At 69.5% G+C, this 21,923-nt stretch carries 20 protein-coding genes and 1 other RNA gene; 20 read left to right on the forward strand and 1 reads right to left on the reverse strand.

From position 1 onward, the window contains the following. Positions 1-88: 88 nt before the first annotated feature. From flgK to BN1197_RS10695, 6 genes are all read left to right on the forward strand, one after another. A complete protein-coding gene (flgK, locus tag BN1197_RS10670) occupies positions 89-1,534 on the forward strand; it encodes a flagellar hook-associated protein FlgK (RefSeq protein ID WP_040159341.1) in 1,446 nt (481 codons plus the stop codon). 13 nt (positions 1,535-1,547) lie between these two features. Beyond that, positions 1,548-2,444, forward strand: a complete 897-nt coding sequence (flgL, locus tag BN1197_RS10675; RefSeq protein ID WP_040159343.1) for a flagellar hook-associated protein FlgL — start codon at positions 1,548-1,550, stop codon at positions 2,442-2,444. A gap of 198 nt (positions 2,445-2,642) precedes the next feature. Continuing rightward, positions 2,643-4,457: a heparinase II/III domain-containing protein gene (locus tag BN1197_RS10680; RefSeq protein ID WP_040159345.1), complete on the forward strand. Its 1,815-nt coding sequence runs from the start codon at positions 2,643-2,645 to the stop codon at positions 4,455-4,457. A gap of 67 nt (positions 4,458-4,524) precedes the next feature. Continuing rightward, positions 4,525-4,621, forward strand: an RNA gene (ffs, locus tag BN1197_RS10685) — signal recognition particle sRNA small type. A gap of 206 nt (positions 4,622-4,827) precedes the next feature. Next, positions 4,828-7,923, forward strand: a complete 3,096-nt coding sequence (locus tag BN1197_RS10690; protein ID WP_052466517.1) for a DNA polymerase III subunit gamma and tau — start codon at positions 4,828-4,830, stop codon at positions 7,921-7,923. Positions 7,924-8,271: 348 nt separating this feature from the next. Beyond that, the gene (locus BN1197_RS10695) at positions 8,272-8,949 is read left to right on the forward strand and encodes a lysophospholipid acyltransferase family protein (RefSeq protein WP_040159347.1); all 678 of its coding nucleotides are present in this window, start codon (positions 8,272-8,274) and stop codon (positions 8,947-8,949) included. A 130-nt stretch (positions 8,950-9,079) separates the two neighbouring features. Here the strand turns inward: BN1197_RS10695 and BN1197_RS10700 are convergent, their stop codons facing one another. Continuing rightward, positions 9,080-10,030: a type IV toxin-antitoxin system AbiEi family antitoxin domain-containing protein gene (locus BN1197_RS10700; protein ID WP_040159349.1), complete on the reverse strand. Its 951-nt coding sequence runs from the start codon at positions 10,028-10,030 to the stop codon at positions 9,080-9,082. A gap of 505 nt (positions 10,031-10,535) precedes the next feature. Here BN1197_RS10700 and recR point away from each other — a divergent pair. The 14 genes from recR (at position 10,536) to BN1197_RS10770 (ending at position 21,923) form a co-directional block, all read left to right on the forward strand. Then, positions 10,536-11,135, forward strand: a complete 600-nt coding sequence (gene recR / locus BN1197_RS10705) for a recombination mediator RecR (protein ID WP_040159351.1) — start codon at positions 10,536-10,538, stop codon at positions 11,133-11,135. Continuing rightward, positions 11,128-11,724 (forward strand): DUF5063 domain-containing protein, encoded by a 597-nt coding sequence (locus BN1197_RS10710; RefSeq protein WP_040159353.1) that lies wholly within the window; start codon positions 11,128-11,130, stop codon positions 11,722-11,724. Before recR ends, BN1197_RS10710 begins: the two co-directional genes overlap by 8 nt. 178 nt (positions 11,725-11,902) lie before the next feature. Beyond that, positions 11,903-13,177, forward strand: a complete 1,275-nt coding sequence (locus tag BN1197_RS10715) for an aspartate kinase (protein ID WP_040159356.1) — start codon at positions 11,903-11,905, stop codon at positions 13,175-13,177. 5 nt (positions 13,178-13,182) lie between these two features. Next, complete coding sequence (locus BN1197_RS10720) at positions 13,183-14,256, forward strand: aspartate-semialdehyde dehydrogenase (RefSeq protein ID WP_315969810.1); 1,074 nt, start codon at positions 13,183-13,185, stop codon at positions 14,254-14,256. Between the two features lie 608 nt (positions 14,257-14,864). After that, positions 14,865-15,113 carry a flagellar FlbD family protein gene (locus tag BN1197_RS10725; RefSeq protein ID WP_040159359.1) on the forward strand — a complete coding sequence of 83 codons (249 nt, stop codon included), beginning with the start codon at positions 14,865-14,867 and terminating at the stop codon, positions 15,111-15,113. Positions 15,114-15,116: 3 nt separating this feature from the next. Next, positions 15,117-15,899 carry a motility protein A gene (locus BN1197_RS10730; RefSeq protein WP_040159362.1) on the forward strand — a complete coding sequence of 261 codons (783 nt, stop codon included), beginning with the start codon at positions 15,117-15,119 and terminating at the stop codon, positions 15,897-15,899. After that, entirely contained in the window at positions 15,899-16,843 is a 945-nt protein-coding gene (locus BN1197_RS10735) for a flagellar motor protein MotB (protein WP_040159364.1), read from the forward strand. The genes BN1197_RS10730 and BN1197_RS10735 overlap by 1 nt, the downstream gene beginning before the upstream one ends. A gap of 49 nt (positions 16,844-16,892) precedes the next feature. Continuing rightward, on the forward strand, positions 16,893-17,354 hold the full coding sequence (locus tag BN1197_RS10740) for a flagellar basal body-associated FliL family protein (protein ID WP_040159366.1): 462 nt from the start codon (positions 16,893-16,895) through the stop codon (positions 17,352-17,354). 98 nt (positions 17,355-17,452) lie between these two features. Continuing rightward, positions 17,453-18,322, forward strand: coding sequence for a flagellar motor switch protein FliM (fliM, locus tag BN1197_RS10745; protein WP_040159368.1), 870 nt, complete (start codon positions 17,453-17,455; stop codon positions 18,320-18,322). 28 nt (positions 18,323-18,350) lie between these two features. Next, complete coding sequence (gene fliN, locus BN1197_RS10750; RefSeq protein WP_040159370.1) at positions 18,351-19,556, forward strand: flagellar motor switch protein FliN; 1,206 nt, start codon at positions 18,351-18,353, stop codon at positions 19,554-19,556. Further along, positions 19,553-19,996, forward strand: a complete 444-nt coding sequence (locus BN1197_RS17805) for a FliO/MopB family protein (RefSeq protein WP_052466519.1) — start codon at positions 19,553-19,555, stop codon at positions 19,994-19,996. Before fliN ends, BN1197_RS17805 begins: the two co-directional genes overlap by 4 nt. Positions 19,997-20,246: 250 nt before the next feature. After that, entirely contained in the window at positions 20,247-20,864 is a 618-nt protein-coding gene (gene fliP, locus BN1197_RS17810; protein WP_052466521.1) for a flagellar type III secretion system pore protein FliP, read from the forward strand. Between the two features lie 4 nt (positions 20,865-20,868). Next, positions 20,869-21,147: a flagellar biosynthesis protein FliQ gene (gene fliQ / locus BN1197_RS10765; RefSeq protein ID WP_040159371.1), complete on the forward strand. Its 279-nt coding sequence runs from the start codon at positions 20,869-20,871 to the stop codon at positions 21,145-21,147. Between the two features lie 11 nt (positions 21,148-21,158). Then, entirely contained in the window at positions 21,159-21,923 is a 765-nt protein-coding gene (locus BN1197_RS10770; protein WP_245851890.1) for a flagellar biosynthetic protein FliR, read from the forward strand.

A 21,923-nucleotide genomic window follows, 5' to 3' on the forward strand; every position in this document is an offset into this window, starting at 1 on the left:
AGGAAGCCAGGCCGTTCGGACACCTGACCCGAACCGCCGACCCGGGCGGCATCGCCCGCCCACGACTCACGGATGAGGAACACCCACCATGGTTGCAGCGTTCAGCGGATTGCACATCGGCACGTCCGCGATCCATGCCGCCCAGCGCGGCCTGGACGTCACCGGTCAGAACATCGCGAACTCCGCCACGCCCGGATACGCGCGTCAGCGCGTCGACCTCGAATCCATCGGTGGCCCCGGAGTCCCCGCCTTCTGGTCCAAGTACGACGGCACCGGCGAAGGCGTGCGGGTCACCGGCGTCACCCGGATGACCGACCAGTTCCTCGTCGCCCGCGCCAACAACGCGAACGCCGCCCTGGGCAACCTCGAAGAGCTGCAGAAGACCATGGCCGCCGTCGAGCGCACGGTCAGCGAACCGAGCGACACCGGCCTGCAGAAGAAGCTGCAGCAGATGTGGAACGCCTTCGGCGGCGCCGGCAACAGCCCCGCGGTCGCCAACGAGGCACCCCGCGCGCTCGCACTCGAGAACACACGCAACGTCGCCGGCCAGCTCAACCAGATGGCCAACTCGATGTCCACGCAGTGGCAGGACACCGGCTCGGAGCTCTCGGCCAACATCACCGACATCAACAAGATGGCCGAGGACGTCGCCAAGCTCAACACCGCGATCCGCAACAACGACATCGCCAAGGTGCCGAGCAACGAACTGCTCGACCAGCGCGACCTGCTCATCTCGCGGATCTCCGAGCTCACCGGCGCCACCGTTCGCCCGGCCGAACTCGACCAGGATTCGCCGTTCAACAGCCAGGCCGTCGACGTGTACATCGGCGACAAGAAGCTCGTGGACGGCATCAAGGCCAACGAGCTGAAGGTCGCGGACCCCAACGGCGGCGCCTACCCGGCCGATGGATCGACGCCCGGAAAGGTCCAGGTTGTCTGGGCCGACGGAAGTGACGCGGGCATTCCGTCAGGTCGTGTCGCCGGTCAGCTCACGAGCATGAACGAGACGATCCCGTCGTACATGAAGCAGTTCGACGCGATCGCGAGCCAGCTCGCCAAGACCGTCAACGACCAGCAGGAGGCCGGCTACACGGTCACCGGCGACAAGGGCGCGCCCCTCTTCGTCGCCGAAGGTGGTGGGACGATCACCGCCCGCAACATTCGCGTCGATGCCGCAGCGGTCCCCAACTCGATCGCCGTTTCCAAGGGCAACCCGAAGGGCACGCCCCCGTCGCTCGACGGTGAGAACGCCATGGCGATGGCCGCTCACCTGCGCGACGCCGCCGGTCCGGACGAGACCTACAAGGCGATGGTCGTCCAGTTGGGTGTGCAGACGCAGTCGGTCAACCGGAACGTCCAGGTCCAGCAGAACGTCGTGCGCAAGGCCGAGGACGCGCGCGACAACGTCTCCGGCGTCTCCCTCAACGAGGAGATGACCAACATGATCCAGTTCCAGCACTCGTTCAGCGCCGCGGCGAAGTTCATCGCGACCATCGATCAGACGCTGGACACGCTCATCAACATGAAGCGCTGACGGGGGTAGCGACATGTCACTTCGCATCACACAGAACTCGATGAACCGGACTCAACTCGCCGGTCTCAACACCAGCCTGTCGCGCCTGCAGGGCACGCAGGAGCAGCTCACCACGGGCAAACGCATCAGCCGGCCGTCCGACGACCCGGTAGGCACCGTGTCCGCGTTGCGGTTCCGCGCGGAACAGAGCCAGCTCGAGCAGTTCGGCGCCAACATCACCGACGGGCTCGCGCGCCTCACGGCCTCCGACGACGCGCTGACGCAGACGGCGAACATGACGGTGCGCATGCGCACCCAGACCCTCGCCGCGCTGAACGGCACGCTCGGCCCGAACGAGCGCAAGGCGATCGCCGCCGAGATCAAGGAGCTGCGGGGCGGTCTGCTCCAGCAGGCCAACAGCCAGTACGCGGGTCAGCCGCTCTTCGGCGGCACGACGCCGAACGCCAACGCCTTCGACGCCGCCGGCAACTTCCAGGGCAACACGCTGCCGGTGCTGCGCCAGGTCAATGACTCGCCGGGCACGGCCGGTCAGATGAACGTCGGCGTCAACGGCCAGGAGGCCTTCGGCAACGCCCTCGTGAAGGGCACCGGTGACCTGGACAAGCTCGCCGCGGCGATCGAGAGCGGCGATGATGCCGGGATGCGCGCGGGCCTCGAGGCCGTCGACACGCTGCGCACCAACATCCTCAACGTGCAGGCCACCGTGGGTACTCGCGTCAACCGCCTCCAGAGTCTCGAGTCGCTCAACGGCAAGCAGAACGACGCCTCCACCATCGCCCTGTCCAAGGTCGAGGACACCGACTTCCTCAAGGCCGCCATGGACCTCTCGATCCAGTCCAACGCCTACCAGGCCGCCCTTTCGGCCTCGGCCAAGGTCATCCAGCCCTCCCTCATGGACTTCATCCGCTGACGTCGCCAGCGATCGCGAACGGCCCCCGGCGCCATGCCGGGGGCCGTTCGCGTTCTGCGCAGTCGGGTGAGCCGCGTCCCGGTCACACGACCGTCCAGTCGCGCACCCGGTTGTGTCAGAACCTCGCGATGAGGGTCGATAGGAACGTGCTCCCGGACGGACCCGGGCGCGAGCACACCCACGGAAGGGACCACGATCGTGCGTCGACGTACTGCCGCGCTGGCGGCCACCATGACTGCGGCATTCGTCGCGACCACACTTGTCTCGGTACAAGATGTCTCGGCATCGGCCGCACCGGCGACCGGCGGCGGGTACCCGTGTCGCGGCTACGGGTTGATGAACTACAGCAACCCGGTCACCGACCTCGACCAGGACCGCTTCACCTGGAACACGTTCAAGCGCACCAAGGTCGGCAACGGCATGCACGACATCAACTGGAAGCTCGACCCCTACCGTCAGGATTCCTGGAAGACGCTCTTCCACACCCTCAACTGGACCGGCGCGTACATCGACAAGTCCACGCGCGGCATCACCAAGCTGCGCGACCCGAAGGCGATCGACAAGGCCCTCGTCATCACGCAGGACTGGGTCCGCGACAACAAGTACCCCTGGCCCACGGGCCCCGGCGCAGGCAACGCCACCCACACGCGCGCCGACTTCATGATGTGCCTGCGCGACGGTCTGGCCGAGCTCGGCCGACCGGCACCCAAGTGGCTCGACGCCTCGTTGCTGCAGCACGCGGAGTGGCTCAAGAAGAACACGTGGAAGGACCACAACGTCGGCACCGAGCAGACCCTCGCCGTGCTCGGCGTCGGCTGCACCCTCGGGCGCCGCGACCACGTCACCTACGGCGTCGGCAAGCTGAGCGCCGACATCACGCGGGTCATCGACTCCCAGGGCGCCAACAACGAGCAGGCCGTCGGTTACGCGCGCTACAACTACGCGCTGTGGGGCTACGTCGGCAACGCCCTCACCGGATGCAACATCAGTACGCCCGCTGCCCGCACCATTCAGAGTCGCCGCGCCGGTCTGCAGACCTTCCTCGACTTCGCCCTCAAGCCCGACGGCACCTACCAGCAGCTCGGCGACACCCAGATCGAACGGCCTCAGGGCGAGCTCACCCCCGCCGCGCAGTGGATCACGAGTGACGGCAAGGCCGGTGCTCCGCCTGCCCAGCGCGTGAAGATCTACAACGCCGGTTACGTCTTCGGCCGCTCCGGTTGGGGCACCCGGGGGCGCACACAGTCGCAGGAGTCGGCCTACGCCCTGCGCTTCGGCCCCCTGCGCGCCGGTCACGGCCACAGCGACCACACCGCCATCACGTGGAACACCCAGGGCCGCTCGATCCTCGCCGACACGGGCACGGGCTCGTACAACCAGGACGCGTGGCGCCTGCACTACATCGGCCCCGAGGCCCACAACCAGCTCGTCGTCGCCGGCATGCGCAACGGGTCGGCCACCAAGCTCGTGCGCTCGAAGATCGCCGACAAGGCCGACTTCTACCAGTTCTCCGACACGCCCTACCTCAAGACGAACCGCAGCCGCAGCATCATCGTGCTCTCCGACCCCGACATCGTCGTCGCGTTCGACAAGGCCACCTCGTACAAGCCGACGACGTTCACGCAGTACTGGCACCTGCCCTACGACGTGTCGCTCAGGACCAGCGGCACTCGCGCCACCGCGTCGAAGGGCAACGTGACGACGACCCTGCTGCAGCTCCCCGCAGCCGGGGCCAAGCAGGCACCCTTCGGGCAGGTCAAGGGCTCGACCAAGCCCATCCAGGGTTGGCAGTGGACCGACTACTTCCACAAGTACAAGGCCCCGGTCGCCACCGTGACGCAGAAGGGAGCCTCGGCCGCCATGGTCACCGCCATCGTCGCCGCTCCCGGATCGACGCCGGTCGCGGTCAAGCCCGTCATCAGCGGCTCGACCACGACGTACACCTTCACCGTGGGATCGAAGACCGCCGTCGTCACCCTCGACGGCAAGGGCACCCTGACGCGCGTGCGGTGACCTCCACGGCCCCCGAGCCCGTCGACGACGCGTTTCACGCCCGGGGGAGTGCTCGACTACAGTGATGGACGGCCCCCCGCGTGGTGGTACCTCACCCAACTCCCCCAGGGCAGGAATGCAGCAAGGGTAAGTGAGCTCTTCCAGGTACGCGGGGGGTCCTCTCATGCCCCGGCGCGAGTGGCACAGGTGGGGTGGTTCGCCCGGACAGGCCGTTTGCGCCCAGCGAAGCCGGTGCAAGCCGCCTGTCCGAGCGAGAGCACGCGGCGCGGTGCACGCGCCGCCCCGGTGGGTTCACACCCGTGACCACGGGCGCACCCGTCGTCCACACGGAGACCAACCGTTGTCGGTGGGGGCCGATAGCCTCTGCTTCGTGACCACAGCCCTGTACCGCCGCTACCGCCCGCAGGACTTCTCCGAGGTCATCGGGCAGGAGCACGTCACCGAGCCGCTCATGCAGGCGTTGCGCAGCGGGCGCATCGGCCATGCCTACCTGTTCAGCGGCCCGCGGGGCTGCGGCAAGACCACCTCGGCACGCATCCTCGCTCGGTGTCTCAACTGCGAGCAGGGGCCCACGCCCACGCCGTGCGGTGAATGCGACTCCTGCCGGGCCCTCGCGACGGGCGGCCCGGGCAGCGTCGACGTCATCGAGATCGACGCGGCCTCTCACGGTGGCGTCGACGACGCCCGTGACCTGCGCGAGAAGGCGGCCTACGGGCCGGCCCAGTCGCGGTTCAAGGTCTACATCATCGACGAGGCGCACATGGTCACGCCGCAGGGCTTCAACGCCCTGCTCAAGATCGTCGAGGAGCCGCCCGAGCACGTGAAGTTCGTGTTCGCCACCACCGAGCCCGAGAAGGTCATCGGCACGATCCGTTCGCGTACCCACCACTACCCGTTCCGGCTCGTGCCGCCGGCGCGGCTGCAGGACTACCTCGAGCAGCTCTGCGAGCGCGAGGGTGTCGCGGTCGAACCGGGCGTGCTGTCGTTCGTCGTGCGTGCCGGCGGAGGCTCGGTGCGCGATTCGCTCTCGGTGCTCGACCAGCTCATCGCCGGTTCCGACGAGCACGGACTCACGTACGCCGGCGCCGCCGCGCTACTCGGGTTCACCGAGGGCGAGTTGCTCGACGCGTGCGTCGATGCCATCGCCGCCGGCGACGGGGCCGGCATGTTCCGGCAGATCGACCGGGTCATCGAGACGGGGCAGGATCCGCGCCGGTTCGTCGAGGACCTGCTCGAACGGTTCCGCGACCTCATCGTGCTCTCGGCGGTGAGCCAGTCACCCGACGCCGAGGCACACACGGCCGCCGTGCTGCGTGGGCTGCCCGACGACCAGATCGTGCGCATGCGGCAGCAGGCCGGGGCATACGGTCCAGGGCAGTTGTCGTACGCGGCCGACGTCATCAACGCCGGGCTCACCGAGATGACCGGTGCGACCTCCCCGCGCCTGCAGCTCGAGTTGCTGTGCGCGCGGTTGCTGCTGCCGACCGGCTCCGGTGAACACGGGTACGCCGCCCGGCTCGACCGGCTCGAACGCCGGCTCGACGTCGGGGGTGGCATCGCGACCTCCGCTCCGCCGCACGGGTTCATGCCTCCCGCTGCCTCGAGCGCGCCGGCGGGCGCCGGCGAGGACGCGGCGCGCGAGGTCGAGCGACGCGGTGACGAGGCGCGCGGTGTTGACGCGCGGGACGACGAAGCGGGCCGTCCTCACGGCCGCGGTGACGTGACCGGTGGCGGCCGCGCGGCCGCCGAGGCGCCCGGCCGATCCGGTGGTCCTGGTGCCGGCCGTCACGGACGTGAAGAGCCGGGTGTTCCCGGTCGCGGTGCCGAAGCACGAGCCGGTGGGCAACGGCCCGGTCAGGGCGGTGGCGAAACGGGCGGTGCCGTCGAACGCGCCGAGGCGAGACAGGGTGAAACGCGGCGCGGTGGCCAGGTGCCAGGTGCTCCGGCCCAGGGCGAGCAGGAACGAGGACAAGGCCCGCACGGGCCTTCGGCGGGTGGTCAGAGGCCCGTCGACCGGGACACCAGTGGTGCGCCCGGCCACGCAGGGGCGACGGGTCCGCGCGGTGGCGTCGACACCGAGATGATCCGCCGCAACTGGCCCGATGTGCTGCAACGCATCTTCAACATCCGGCGGGTCACGTGGACCTTCCTGTCCGAGCACGCCCAGGTGCTCGACTACGACGGCAACCGGCTGCTCCTCGGGCTCTCGACCAAGGGCCTCGCGACGACGTTCCGCAACGGTCCGCACGGCGAGGTGGTGCGCCAGGCTCTCAGTGAGGCGCTGGGCATCGACACGCGCGTCGAGGGCATCCCGGCCAGCGACGCTCCGGCGGCCCGCGGGGGTGGTCGACCTCGCGGCGGCGACGAGCCCGGCGACGGCGGACGCCCCGGAGGCCCGGGGGGAGTCGGCCCGTCAGGCGGTGGCCGACCCGGTGACGGGCCCCGGTCCGGCGGGTCGGGTGCGCGCCCACCCCATCACGGTCCAGCGCCAGAGGCCGGGGCGGCAGGCGGGCGCGGCGACTCTCGACGCGGTGAGCGGGCCGGCATCGACGGGCCTGCCGGCGAAGGGAGTGCCGGCCCTGCCCCGGTGCCTGCTGACAACTCCGGCACAGGGGATCGCAGCGGCATGCGGGCATCGGATGCTCCGCCCGCCAACGTCGGGCAACCGGGCGGGGTGCCCTCCGACGCCGGCCGTGGCCACTCTGACGGTGGCGCTGCAGGAACTATGCCTCGGCAAGCGGCCGGCCATGAGGCGGGCGTATCGGGTGGCCTGCCGGATCGAGTAGGCGATCACGCATCGCACCCCGAGGGCCGGAACCGGGGCGGCGGAGACGCCCCGCCTGGGGTGCCCAGCCGTTCCACTGAACATCAGCCGTCGACCGACGAGCGACCTCCGCTCACCGACGACGACATTCCTCCGGACGAGGAATCCCTCCCACCCGACCCCGGATTCGGCGGGCGCGGCACGGGCGCAGGCGACGCTCGCGCGGCCGTCGCCCCCGGTGCGCCCCGCACGCACGGCGGCTCCGACGGCGTCGCGCCGGCAGGGTCGGCGTCTCAGAACCTCGGTGCGACCCAGAACGACCATCACGGCGGCGCCGGATCGGCGGGAGCATCTCGCTCCGCCCCCGGACGGGCTGGCGGCGCCGGATCGGCGGGAGCATCTCGCTCGGCCCCCGCACCAGCCCGTCCGGGTGCCGACGCGGCCGGCTCCGACGCGTCTGCTGTCGAAGCGCCCCCGCGACGCGTCCATCCCGGCGCGGCGCAGGCTCGCGAGGCCATCCGGGCTGCGAGACGCGGTGGCCAGCGACAGGACTCCCACGACGCCGCCGTACCCCCGCGTGCACAGAACCACGACGACGAGGTGAGCGCCGACGACGAGGACATCGTCGACGCCGGCGCGGTGGGCCAGCCCGTCATCGCCACGGTTCTCGGCGGCGTCGTCATCGCCGAGGAAGAGGGCTGACGCGGAGCCAGGCCTGCTGACCGTCATCGTCCCTCGATGAGGGTGACGGCCCGCCCCTTTCGCCTCGCTGCCCGGGCACGTCGGCTCCACAGGCGTCCGGGCGGCCATCGTCGCCACCGGCGGAGGGAGAGGCGGATTCGGTCACCTCGCTGCTCGTCCGTGGCTGTGGCACTTGACACCTCCGTGTGAGAAGACGAGAGGTCCGATGGCCTTGGTCCGCTCTGCGTGATCGTCTGGCGGCGTCGTGCGCGCACCACGGCCTGGGTGCGGACGGAGACGCGCAGTGGCGCACCCTCGGATCCGCGCACGTAGAGTGAACTGCCCCTGAGCCCGAGGAGTGGGAGAACCGTGTACTACCGACTCGCGCGAACCGTGTCCAAGCCGTTGTTGCGTGCCGCGTTCCGGCCCGACGTCTCCGGCATCGAGAACATCCCTCTCGACGGGCCCGTGATCATCGCGAGCAATCACATCTCGTTCTTCGACAGCATCGTCATTCCGGCGGCCTCTCCTCGGCAGATCTCCTATCTCGCAAAGTCGGAGTACTTCACCGGTCATGGCCTGCGCGGGCGCATCAACCGGCTGTTCTTCGACGGCATCGCCGGCGCCATCCCCGTCGACCGCGATGACACTCGGGCCGCGCACAAGTCGCTCGAACTCGCCCTGGGCGTCCTCTCTCGCGACGGCGCTTTCGGTATCTATCCCGAGGGCACCCGCTCTCGCGACCTGCGTCTCTACCGGGGCCACACCGGTGTCGGCCACCTCGTGCTCGAGTCCGGAGCGCCGGTCGTGCCCGTGGGAGTGCGAGGCACCGAGAAGATCCAGCCCGCCGGCTCGCGGTTCGTCCGCCCCGCACGGGTCGCCGTCCGGTTCGGTCGCCCCCTCGACTTCACGGGCCGCTTCGACGGCGTCGCCAAGGGCAAGGCCCGCCGCATGATCTCCGACGAGGTCATGGACGCCATCGCCGCCATCACCGGCCAGGAGCGAGTCGACGAGTACAACGTGCGACCGGCCAAGCCCGCAGCCTGAGCCGGGCGCGGTTCGCCCGCCATCCGTACGCCGGAGGTGACGTGCGCCTCCGGCCGCATCCTCGGGATCCTCGACTCGGCGACGCGAGCGCGACATCGCCCATGCAGCGCCGACCTCTACGGTCACCGGATCACCTCGCCTCCTCGACCCGCTCACGGATGACTTCGTACCGGCCGAGATCGTGCTTGGTGAAGCGAGCGATTCTCCAGCCGAGCCGTCTCAGATCCCGTTCCCGTTCGCGCTCGGCCACACGGATTCGCGCCCGCTCGCGCGCATCGTTGCCTTCGTACTTCTCTTCGCCGTCGTACTCACAGACCACCCGGCTACCGCGGATGCGCAGATCGACCCGGTAGCGACGCTGCACGGAGAGCTCGACGACGTGCTGTGGCTCGACCGCGAACCCGAGGGCGAGCAGGTCGTGGCGCAGCAGACTCTCGCCCGCCGACTCCGACCGCGGGTCGGCGAGGTCGAGCACTCGCCGGACTCCGGCCACACCCCGGTTCGAACGATGAAGAGACACGCCGGCCTGGAGTCGTGTCGTCGTCGTCGCACCCCGGAGAGCCCGGCCGGCGTTGAGGTCGGCGACCCCGTTGCGCAGAGCCCTGTCTGCCGCGACGAGATAGGCACGCGGAGACGAGAGCCCGACCTGAACCGCTGCGATCTCCGGTGCAACCGCGACGGCCTGCACCGGGTCCTCATGATCCAGCGGCGTGCCTGCCTGCAGACGGTGCCACCTGCGTCCCGAGGCTCGATTGACGCTCGGCTTCTCGACGCGGCCGACGTGAACGATCCGCAGATCCGCGTCGTACGTGGGCAGCCCCCAGTACGCCAGCGCGGAATGGTGGGTGAGGACGGTCGTGGGTGGCAGCATGTCGAGCACGGCTCGCGCCCGACGAAGGTGCGCTTCCTCGGGCGTGACGTTGCCTGCCGGAGTGGTGTACGCGCCCCTACCGACGCGCAGCAGCTCCCCGCCGCGTACGGCGGCAGCCACCGCCGCACGGTGCACGCCCCACTCTCGGAACTGCCGCACGGTGACGACCCCGGCCCGAGCGGCGACGAGCTCGGCGAGAAGCGAATCCATGCACTCAGTCCATCCGCTCTCAAGGAGGCGACGAGCGCGCTGACCCTCGTCCTGTGGACGGCGTGTCGGCGGACGGCCGGTTGTGGACGAGCGCGGTGCGACGAGGCTCCAGGCATCCGTGCACGGGTTGGGTGCAGGATGCACGTCGTCCACGGCGTGTTCTGTGTGCTCGAGGGGTGCACGGATGACTCAGGGCGTGGGGGGAGTGTCGACGGCCTGCGTCGGGAGCGGGAGGCCGGGTTCGACGACGTTGAGCGTGCATGAGCCCAGACTTCGGCGTCCGTGCACGGGTTGCGTGATCGATGCAGGTCGCAGACGACGTGCGCTCTGTGTTCAAGGCGTGCATCGATGTCTTAAGGGGTCTGCACGCCCATGCTGACGTGCACGGATGCCTCGATCCGCGGGTCGGCGCCGACGATGTCTGCACTCACCCGATTCCCTCGTCGGCACCCCTGCGCACCTCGTTCCCGAAGGGTTGTCGCTGCGGCCACGTAGGCTGTGGGGCGTGTACGAAGGCGCAGTGCAGGACCTCATCGACGAACTCGGGCGGCTGCCCGGGATCGGTCCCAAGAGTGCCCAGCGCATCGCGTTCCACATCCTCACCGCCGACGAGGAGGACGTGACGCGGTTGGCGCAGGCCCTCGAGAAGGTCAAGGCCACGGTGCGGTTCTGCGAGGTGTGCGGAAACGTGGCGGAGTCCGAGCAGTGCCGCATCTGTGCCGACCCGCGCCGCGATCCGAGCGCGATCTGCGTCGTCGAAGAGCCGAAGGACGTCGTCGCCATCGAGCGCACCCGCGAGTTCCGTGGGCGCTACCACGTGCTCGGCGGCGCGATCAGCCCCATCGAGGGTGTCGGCCCCGACGATCTGCGCATCACCGAGTTGTTGTCGCGGCTGGCCGACGGCACCGTCGACGAGGTCATCATCGCGACCGACCCCAATCTCGAGGGGGAGGCCACGGCCACCTACCTCGGCCGCATCCTCAAGACCGTCGGGGTGCGAGTCAGCCGCCTTGCGTCCGGGCTCCCGGTCGGAGGCGATCTCGAGTACGCCGACGAGATCACTCTCGGGCGTGCCTTCGAAGGAAGGAGGCTCCTCCATGCCTGACGCCACCCGCCCCGCCGCTCGCAACGTCGAACAGGTCGACCCCGACCTCGAGCTCCTGTGCGAGGAGACCGCCGCCGAGGCTCGCGCGTTCCTCTCCGTCGTCCGCGAGGTCGCCGGGGGAGCGGTGCCCCAATCGGCGCTGCCCGTGCTCTCGCTCGCCCTCAGCCAGGTCCTCGTCACCGGCACCCGGCTGGGCGCCATCACCGACGTCGTGCCTGCCCGCCGCTTCGAGCCCGACCTCGGCAGCGACGAGGACGTCGAGTCCCTGCGCCTGCAGCTCGCCGGACTCTTCACCGGTCTCGACGACTACGCCGAGGTCATCGACCCCCTCACCACGACCGAGTGCGCGCGCTCGCGCGTCTCCGACGACCTCGCCGACATCTGCGCCGCCCTGCTCCACGGGCTGCGGCATCACGCCGACGGCGAGCTCACCGAGGCACTGTGGTGGTGGCAGTTCAGCTACCTCGCCACGTGGGGCTCGCGGGCGTCGAGCGCACTTCGGGTCCTGCAGTCGATCCTCGGCCACATCCGCATGGACGCCGACGACGAGACGGTCGCCGAGGCCCAGTTCGACGCGCTCCACCGCTGACCCGAACAGTCGTGCGGCCGAGGCGATCCCAGTCGCGCGCCCCATCCCGAACCCCCGTGAAACCACCACCTCGCCCGCCATGCGGTCGTGAATCTGCCCACCTGTCGAGATCGGTAGACTCGGGTGGCCATCACGCTGATCGTGGTCAGCATCCGAATCGCCAGCAGTGGAGACACTCGTGACTCTGGTCGTCCAGAAGTTCGGCGGCTCGTCACTCGCCGATGCCGAGAGCATCAAGCGGGTCGCGCGCCGCATCGTCGAGACCCGACGGGCCGGCAACGACGTGGTCGTCGTCGTATCCGCCATGGGTGACACCACCGACGAACTCATCGATCTCGCCCAGGAGGTCAGCCCGCTGCCTCCGCTGCGCGAGATGGACATGCTCCTCACCGCCGGCGAGCGGATGTCGATGGCGCTGGTCGCCATGTCGATCGCCACTCTCGGGCACACCGCGCAGTCGTTCACCGGCTCACAGGCAGGGCTCATCACCGACGAGAAGCACGGTCAGGCCAAGATCATCCAGGTCACGCCCGGCCGTATCCGCAATGCCCTCGACGAGGGGCACATCGCGATCGTCGCCGGGTTCCAGGGCGTGAGCCACGAGACGAAGAACATCACCACGCTGGGTCGCGGCGGCTCCGACACCACCGCCATCGCGCTCGCCTCGGCCCTCGAGGCCGACGTGTGCGAGATCTACACCGACGTCGACGGCGTGTTCACCGCCGACCCGCGCATCGTCCCTTCCGCCCGTCGCATCACCGAGATCTCCACCGAGGAGATGCTCGAGATGGCGGCCTGTGGCGCGAAGATCCTGCACCTGCGTTGCGTCGAGTACGCCCGCCGGTACGGAATCCCCATTCACGTGCGGTCGTCGTTCTCGAACAAGCCCGGCACGCTCATCACCGATCGCAACGAAGAAGGAGAAGAGAAGGTGGAGGCTCCCATCATCTCCGGCGTCGCGCACGACCGCAGCGAGGCCAAGATCACCGTCGTCGGTGTGCCCGACAACCCGGGCAAGGCCGCGGAGATCTTCCGCGTCGTCGCCGAGTCCGGCGCGAACATCGACATGATCGTGCAGAACGTCTCGGCGGTCGAGAGCGGTCGCACCGACATCTCCTTCACCCTGCCCAAGACCGACGGGCAGGCCGCCGCCAAGGCGCTCGACCGCATCCGCGACTCCGTCGGGTTCGAGTCGCTGCGCTACGACGACCAGATCGGCAAGCTCTCCCTCGTCGGCACGGGCATGCGTTCCAACCCGGGCGTGAGCGCCACGTTCTTCAAGGCGCTCTCGGACACGGGCATCAACATCGAGATGATCTCCACCTCCGAGATCCGCATCTCGGTCGTCACCCGCGTCGACCAGCTCGACGACGCCGTCCGCGCCGTGCACAGCGCCTTCGGGCTCGACTCCACCGACGGCGAGGCCGTCGTCTACGGAGGCACCGGCCGGTGAACGGCGTGGGCGAGCGCAGCCGCCCGACACTCGCCATCGTCGGCGCCACCGGCGCCGTCGGGCGAGTCATGCTCGAACTGCTCAGCCAACGCGCCGACGTCTGGGGCGAGATCCGCCTGCTCGCCTCGGAACGTTCGAGGGGATCGGTGCTCTCGGTGCGGGGCGAGGACGTCGCCGTGCGCGAACTCACGGTCGAGGCGCTCGAGGGCGTCGACGTCGCGATCTTCCTCGTGCCCGAGCACGTCGCCCTACGCTGGGCGCCGGTGGCGGCCGAGGCCGGCGCCGTGGTCATCGACAACTCGCGGGCCTTTCGCGCCGAGCGTGACGTGCCGCTGGTCGTGCACGGGTACAACACCGCGCAGGTCGCCAACCGCCCTCGCGGGATCATCAGCAGCCCGACGGGATCCACGCTCATCCTTCTCGACGCGACCGCGGCGCTGCACAGCGGATGGGGACTCACCGAACTCGTCGTCACGACGTTCGAGGCGGCCACCGGTGCCGGTGTTCGCGGCGGGGAACGCCTCTACGCCGAGACGAAGGCCGTCGCCGGAGATCCCGACCTCGGCTGGCACATCGGAGACGTCCGTCGCCGCATCGACGAGGAACTGCCGCCCGGTTCGCCGTTCCCGGCGCCGCTTGCCCTCAACCTCGTGCCGTGGGTGGGCCGCGAGGCGGGTGCGGGGTGGAGCACGAGCGAGATGAGCATCCGTGACGAGCTGCGCAAGGTCCTCGACCTGCCGTCCCTGCACGTTGCGGCCACGTGCGTCCGGGTGCCGGTGATGTCGTCGCACTCGATGGCCGTGCACGCCCAGTTCGAGAACCCCATTCCGCTCGAGCAGGCCCGCACCGCGTTGCTGCAGGCCCCGAGTGTGGTCGTTCTCGACGACATCGAACACGACGAGTGGCCCACCCCGGTCGACGTCACCGGCTCCGAGCCCACGTTCGTCGGTCGCCTGCGCCAGACCGCCGACTTCCCCGACGCCGTCGACTTCTTCGTCTGCGGCGACAACCTACGCAAGGGCGCCGCGACCAACACCGCACAGATCGCCGAGACCCTCGCCGACGAACTCGGTGCGTGACCCCCGGATCCTCTCAGCTCCCCTTCAGCTCGGCCGACCACTCTGGTGACCGGTTCGTTGGACACACCGCATCCACGCGGTGGGGATGGCTGGTCGCCATGGGCTGCGGGTGATCCCCGACACCGATGACTTCCCCCGGGGGAGAGGCGTCGGTCTCGGGGGCATCCGCAGCCCTTTCTCGTGTCCGGAGCCCGGTGGACGTCGGCGCCTGTTCGCATGCGATTCGCGTCGGCGTGGCCGAACTCGCCCGTCTCGCGGGGACGAAACCGCCTGTTCGAGCCCGGGTGTGGCGGGTTTGCGAAAGTGGCCGTACCAGGGGCCGGTGGTGGCGGCCCGCTGAGCCCTTCCCGCCCGCCGAGGGCCGGCCCGATACGGACGCCCGCCCGGGTGCGTTCGGAGAGTGCGGAATTCGCCGTCCCCGGCGCATCGACGCAGGTGGGACCGCGCGACCGAGCGGTCGCCGCAGCCCTCGCGAGTCCGCGACGCGAGCCTCCTCCCAGGCTCCGTGCAGGCGGCAACCGTTCACGAATTCGGACGGGCCGTCGATAAGGACTCCGCAGGCCGAGGATCGGCGTGCACTTCGGACCCCCGCCACCGATGGGAAATCCATGATCACCGTCACCCGCAGGAACGGCACTGCTTTCGCGCTCAATCCCGATCTGATCGAGCGCGTCGAGGCGACCCCTGACACGGTGATCACCCTAGTGAGCGGAACGAAGTACGTCGTGGCCGAGACCGTGGACCGCATCGTCGAGGAGGTGTGTGCGTTCCGGGCTGCCGTGCTGGTCGCCTCTGCGCACCCCGCGCCTCCCGAGCCCCCGGTTCGACTCCACTCCGTCTCGACCTCGGAGAACTGACCCATGGACAAGGGAACCGCTATCGGCGTCGGCCTGACCTTCGCCGCCGTCATCGCCACCGCGCTCATCGACGGTGTACACCTCACCGCGCTGCTCAACCCCGCCGCGCTCGTGCTGATCTTCATCGGCACGTTCGGCGCCGCCGCGGGCAGCCTGATGATGTCGGAGTACAAGACCGCGTTCGCGGGCCTGAAGAAGGCCTTCACCGTCGCGCGTCCCGACGCCTCCGGGCTCGTCGACGTCATCGTCAAGATGGCCGACCGCGCCCGCCGCGAGGGTCTGCTCGCGCTCGAGGACATGGCCAAGGACATCGACGACCCCCTCCTCAAGGAGGGCATCCAGATGACCGTCGACGGCACCGACGCCGACGAGATCGCCGACCTGCTCGACGCCCGCATCGCGGCGAAGAAGGACGAGGACAAGGTCGCCATCGGATTCTTCGAGGCGATGGGTGGTTACGCCCCGACCATCGGTGTCGTCGGCGCCGTCCTCGGCCTCATCCACGCCCTCGGCAACCTCGAGGACGTCGGCGCACTCGGCGGCATGATCGCCTCCGCGTTCGTCGCCACCATGTGGGGTGTGCTCATCGCCAACGGCGCCTGGCTGCCGATCGCCGGAAAGCTCAAGCGGGTCAGCCAGCTCGAGGTGGCGAACATGGAGATGATCGTCGAGGGCGTCCTCGCGGTGCAGGCCGGCACGAGCCCGCGCATGGTCGAGCAGAAGCTGCGCTCGGCCCTTCCCGGCGGCGGCCAGACGGCCGACGCCAAGGACGCGAAGGCGGCCTGATGGCACGCAAGAAGACGCCGGAGGAGCACGAGGGGCACGCGAACCACGAACGGTGGGTGCTCAGCTACGCCGACATCCTCACGTTGCTGCTCGCCCTGTTCATCGTCATGTTCGCGATCTCCAAGGTCGACCAGAAGAAGTTCGAGGAGTTCGCCCGCGGCACGGCCGAGGGTTTCGGCAACGTCGCGGTGACCGGCAAGGCCGGCAACTTCGAGGGCGGCGACGGAGTCCTCAAGGACCAGAAGCCCGCGCAGTCCGAGGACGTGCCGTCGACGCGGCCCGACGACCGTGACTCCGCGCTCGCGCAGGCCGCGATCCAGAAGGAGAAGGCTCGCGTCGAGGCGGCCTCGGCGGAGAAGAGGAACCTCGAGGACATCAAGGCCAAGATCGCTGCCGACCTGAAGAAGAAGGGCCTTTCGGGCGCGGTCGAGATGAAGGTCGACGAGCGCGGCCTCGTGGTCAACATCGTCACCGACAAGGTGCTGTTCGACACGGGCAAGACCCAGTTGCAGCCGGCCGGCCTCAAGATCCTCGACGCGATCGCCCCCTCGCTCAAACCGCTGCCCAACGAGATCGTCGTCGAGGGGCACACCGACAACGTGCCGATCAGCGGCACCTACCGCTCCAACTGGGAGCTGTCGACGACCCGCGCCACGGAGGTCCTCCAGCGCCTGCTCGCCGACGGACTCGACCCCGTCAAGGTCACTCCCACCGGGTACGGGCAGTACCGCCCGCTGGCCACCAACAGCACGGATGCCGGCCGGGCCCGCAACCGGCGCGTCTCGGTGGTCGTCCTGCCCTACCTGCCCCAACAGCAGGCGGAGACGGGTCTGGCGGCGGCGACCCAGAACCCCGACAACGCGGGGGCCGTCGCTCCGACCGTGGCGCCCAAGGCACCGACGATCGCCCCGTCGATCGAGGCCCCGACGCCCCCGTCGCCGTGATCGTTCCCGCCTCGCACCTCGAGCACCGACCTCTCCAGGGAGAACCACCATGAGTGAAGCGGCCGAAGAAGCGCCGAAGGGCAACAAGAAGCTCGTCATCATCGTCGTCGCCGCGCTCGTCGTCGTGCTCGCCGCCGTGGGCGTGGCCGCGTTCATGCTGCTCGGAGGCGGCGACAAGAAGGCGGAGCAGGCGGCTCCGGAGGCCGGCATCGTCGTCCCCCTCAAGGACGACATGACCCTCAACCTCGCCGACGGCAAGTTCCTCAAGCTCCAGCTCGCGCTGCAGCTGACGAAGGACGCGAGCGAGGCGGCGGGCGAGAAGGCCGTCGACACCTTCGACGGCTCGATGGCGCAGGACGCCGCGATCTCGGTGTTCTCCACCTACAAGTACAACGAGCTCCTCGACCCGAAGACGAAGGAAGAGGCCCGCAAGAAGCTCACCGACGAGGTGAAGAAGCGCTACGACGGCGACGTCATGCAGGTCTACTTCCGACAGTTCGTCATGCAGTGACCCACCGCCCGTCGACCCCTCCCACCACCCGTCTCCGCGCGGCGTCCAGGCCGCGAGGGACGCTCAGAACAGCCGTCTTTCGGCCGATGTGAGGTCTTGTGAACGCCGAACCGCAGCTCTACGACTTCCGGAGTCCCAGCCGGTTCAGCCGCGAGCAGATGCGGGCGCTCCAGATGGCCTGCGAGACCTTCGCGCGTCAGATGGCGACCGTGCTCTCGACGACGCTGCGCATCGTCGCGCACTCCAACCTCGAGGAGATCCGGCAGACCACCTACGACGAGTACATCGACGGGGTGCCCAACCCCTCGCTGCTCGCCGTGCTGAACTTCGCGCCGCTGGACGGCGACGGCGTCTTCCAGCTGCCCATGGACCTCGTCATGGGCGTCATCGACCGCCTGCTCGGCGGCCCCGGCGACGCCCAGCAGCCCAGTCGCGCCCTCTCGGAGATCGAGGGTGCGCTCATCCGCAACCTCGTGCGGCAGATGGTCTACGAGCTGCGGTACGCGTTCGAGTCGCTCGGCGGGGTCAAGGGGGAGGTGCAGTCGCTCGAGTCGGATCCGCAGTTCCTGCAGCTCGCCCCGCCGGCCGACCCGATGCTCGTCGCGGCGTTCGAGATCAAGCTCGGAGACCAGGTCGCGACCTCGACCCTGTGCCTTCCGGTCGAGACCATCGCCCCCGTCCTCGAGATCGTCCACGCCAAGCCCGAGATCGAGCTCTCCGGCGCCAAGGCCGAGGCCGCGGAACACCTCAAGACCCGGATGCACGAGGTGCCGGTCGACGTGCGGGTGAGCTTCGCGCCGATCGAGTTGGCGTCGCGCGACATCCTCGACCTCGAGGTCGGCGACGTCCTGCCTCTGCGCCACCCCACCAACCAGCCGTTGACCCTCCAGGCCGACGGCGTGCCCGTCGCCACGGCCGTCCCCGGCAGCTACGGCAAGCGCCTCGCCTGCCAGATCGTCACGTCATGACCCGCACGTCCGCGAAGAAGGAAGACTGATGCCCACCACGCCAGAGCTCGACGCGGCCCTCGTCGCCGCGGCCCAGGCGCTGCCTGCTCACTTCGCGAACGCCGACGACCTCACGGTCGAAGGCCTCGACGCCATCCAGGCGACGACCATGTCGCTGCCCGGGGGTGCGTTCGCGGTCGAATCGGTCGTGCAGGGCAACGACGACATCGGCACGGTCGTGCTCATCATCACCGGCCTCGTCGACCACAAGAACGGCGAGGTCTTCGACCGCACCGAGGCGCGCACCCTGTGGAGCGCGGCCCTCGAGGAGGGCCTCACGGCCATGCAGGGCGAGGTCGGGGAGTTCAAGACCGGCCAGGCGCACATGACCGACCCGTTCGACGTTCTGGAGAACGCCGACGAGGCCACGGTCGCAGGCGTCTTCGCCGACCAGACCCTCGCCGCGCTGCTCATCGCCCAGCCCAAGCAGGCGACCGGCCAGGGCGCCGCGGCCGAACTCGCCGCCGCGACCGCCGCCGCCGAGGCCGATCAGTCGGGGGAGGACCCGGACGCCGAGGCGGTCGACGAGGACGCCGTCGACGAGGCCACCGCCGAGGACTCGGCCGCCACCACCGATGGGGCGAGCGAGACGGAGGAGGCTCCCGAGTTCGAACCCGCCGCGGGTGCGGAGGGCATGGCCGCCGGTATGCCGGGCGCGGCACCCGGTGGGATGCCCGGCGCGCCAGGGATGCCCGGGGCGCCGGGGATGCCGGGGATGCAGCCCGGTTACGACCCCTACCAGGGCTACCCGCCCGGCGCGTACCCGCCGGGATACCCGCCCTACGGTTACGCCCCGCCGCAGGACCCCGAGGCGGCCGCCGCTGCCGCCGCCGAGGCCGCCGCACGCGCCCAGGCCAACATGAACCTCCCGGGCATGCAGACCCCGATGCTCACCCCGTTCGCACCGGGCGCCGGCCACCCGATGGATCCGCGCCGCATCGACCTCCTCCGCGAGGTCATCATGGGTGTGAGCGTCGAGCTCGGCCGCACCCGCCTGACGGTGCAGGAGATCCTCGGCCTCACCCCGGGCTCGGTCGTCGAACTCGACCGGGCCGCCGGTGCGCCGGTCGACGTCCTCGTCAACGGCACCCTCATCGCCCACGGCGAGGTGGTCGTCGTCGACGAGGAGTTCGCCGTGCGCATCTCCGAGGTCGTCACCCCGCAGCCCGGCAGTGAGGGCCGGGTCACGGCGTGACCGACGGTTCGCTCGCCCTCACCCTGCTGCGGGCGGTGATCTCTCTGGCGCTCGTGCTGGGGCTCCTCATCGCCTGCATGCGCCTGCTCGCCCGCCGCGGTGGCTTCTCCACGAGCGCCCGGGTGGGGGTGGACGTCGAGACGCTCGGACGACGCCAGCTCTCGCGAGGTGCCTCGGTGCACGTCGTGCGCGTCGGCTCCAAGATCCTCGTGCTCGGCGTCACCGACTCCGAAGTTTCGAACCTCGGCGAGCTGTCGGGGGACGACGTTCGTGCCGATGAGGAGACGACGGAGGTCGACGGCACCGTCGGGCGGGTCCCCACGGCCGCGCCCACCACACTGCTCGAGGCCCTGCGACGCCAGGGTCAGGTCGGCCGCCTCGTCGCCGACGTCACCGGCCGCGGACGCGGCGGTCGCCATCGCGGAGGGAGTCGGGTATGAGCCGTGCGCGACACCTGCTCACCCTCGTGATGCTCGGTGCGGCGACGCTGTCGGCTCCGCTCCTCACCGCGAGCCCGGCTTCGGCGACGACCACGTCCCCCGCGGTCGTGGTCGCGGCTCCCGCCGCTCACGCCCCCGCCGCCGCATCCGCCCGGCGGCCCCACCCACTCCGCCCTCCCCGCCCGCGACGCCGGAGTCGCCGACCGGTGGCATCACCGTCAACGTCGACAGCGGTGGCCGCAGCCAGGTCGTGACGATCATCGTCCTCATGACGGTGCTCTCGATCGCGCCGTCGATCCTGCTGCTCATGACGTCGTTCACCAAGATCGCCGTCGTCCTCGCCCTCACCCGGCAGGCCATGGGCACCCCGACCATCCCGCCCAACCAGGTCATCGCCGGCGTCGCCCTGTTCCTCAGCCTGTTCGTCATGGGCCCGGTGATCGGCCAGGTCAACGAGCAGGCCGTGCAGCCGTACACCAAGGGCTCCATCACGATGACCGAGGCGTTCGAGCGCGGCGAGGCACCGTTGCGCACGTTCATGCTCAAGCAGACCGGCAAGGACGAGCTGCAGGCCATGGTGACGATGAGCGGTCAGCAGCAGCCGGCCGATCCCAAGGACGTCGAGTTCACGACCCTCGTGCCCGCGTTCGTGCTGAGCGAGCTCAAGACGGCGTTCATCATCGGGTTCGTCATCTTCGTGCCGTTCCTCGTGATCGACCTCGTCGTGGCCTCCGTGCTCATGGCGATGGGAATGATGATGCTCCCGCCGATCATGATCTCGATGCCGTTCAAGATCCTGCTGTTCATCATGGTGGACGGCTGGAGCCTCATCACGACCGCGCTCGTCTCGGGCTACATGGGGACGTGAGGCGATGAGCGACAACGACGTGATGCACCTGGCGGTCCAGGCGATGATGCTCGGCGCCAAACTGGCCGGGCCGATCCTCATCGTCACCCTCGTCATGGGATTCGTCATCTCGCTGCTGCAGGCCGTGACGCAGGTGCAGGAGGCGACCCTCACGTTCGTGCCCAAGGTCATCGCGGTCGCCCTGATCCTGCTCTTCATGGGCAACTGGATGATGCACGAGACGGTGACCTTCACCGAGAACCTGCTCCACGATCTGCCGCGCGTGATCCGAAACGGGCGATGATCTCGGTGGCGGTGAACTTCGCCCTCGACGGACTCTTCGCTCTGCTTTTCGTCACCCTGCGGGTCGTGGCCTTCCTCATCATCGCGCCGCCGTTCAACAGCACGTCGATTCCCATGCGGGTGCGCGCCATGCTCGCGTTCGCGATCGCCCTTCCGATCTTTCCGCGCTATATCGGCAAGGCACCGGTGGACGGGCTCGGTGACATCATCACCGCCACGGTGTGGCAGGTGCTCGCCGGCCTCGCGATCGGCTTCGTCGTGCATCTGCTCTTCTCCGCATTGCAGGCCGCTGGAAGCCTCGTCGACATGTTCAGCATGTTCGCGATGGCGAGCATGCTCGACCCCATCTCGAACACGCAGTCGGCGGTGTTCGGGCGCATCTATTCGCTCATCGCCACGACCCTGCTCTTCGCGACCGGCGGGCACCTGCTGTTGTTGCGCGGACTGCTGCAGACCTTCGACGTCGTGCCCGCGGGGCCCGTCGACCTCGGACGTCTGGCGAAGATCGTCTCCGGCGACCTCGACACGCTGTTCATGTCGGCATTGCAGATCGGTGCACCGATCCTCGCCGTGCTCTTCCTCACCGACCTCGCACTCGGCCTCGTGAGCCGGGCCGTGCCGAGCCTCAACATCTTTCAGCTCGCGTTCCCGGTCAAGACGATTCTCGTCGTCTCGCTCGCGGCCCTCGCCGTGGCGATGATGCCGGGCGCCATCGAGACGGTCGTCGGCGGGATCCTGCGCGAGTTCCCCGCCGTCAGCCGATCGGTCGGGGGGTGA

It is taken from the genome of Mobilicoccus massiliensis, assembly GCF_000826525.2.
Taxonomy (GTDB): Bacteria; Actinomycetota; Actinomycetes; order Actinomycetales; family Dermatophilaceae; genus Mobilicoccus; species Mobilicoccus massiliensis.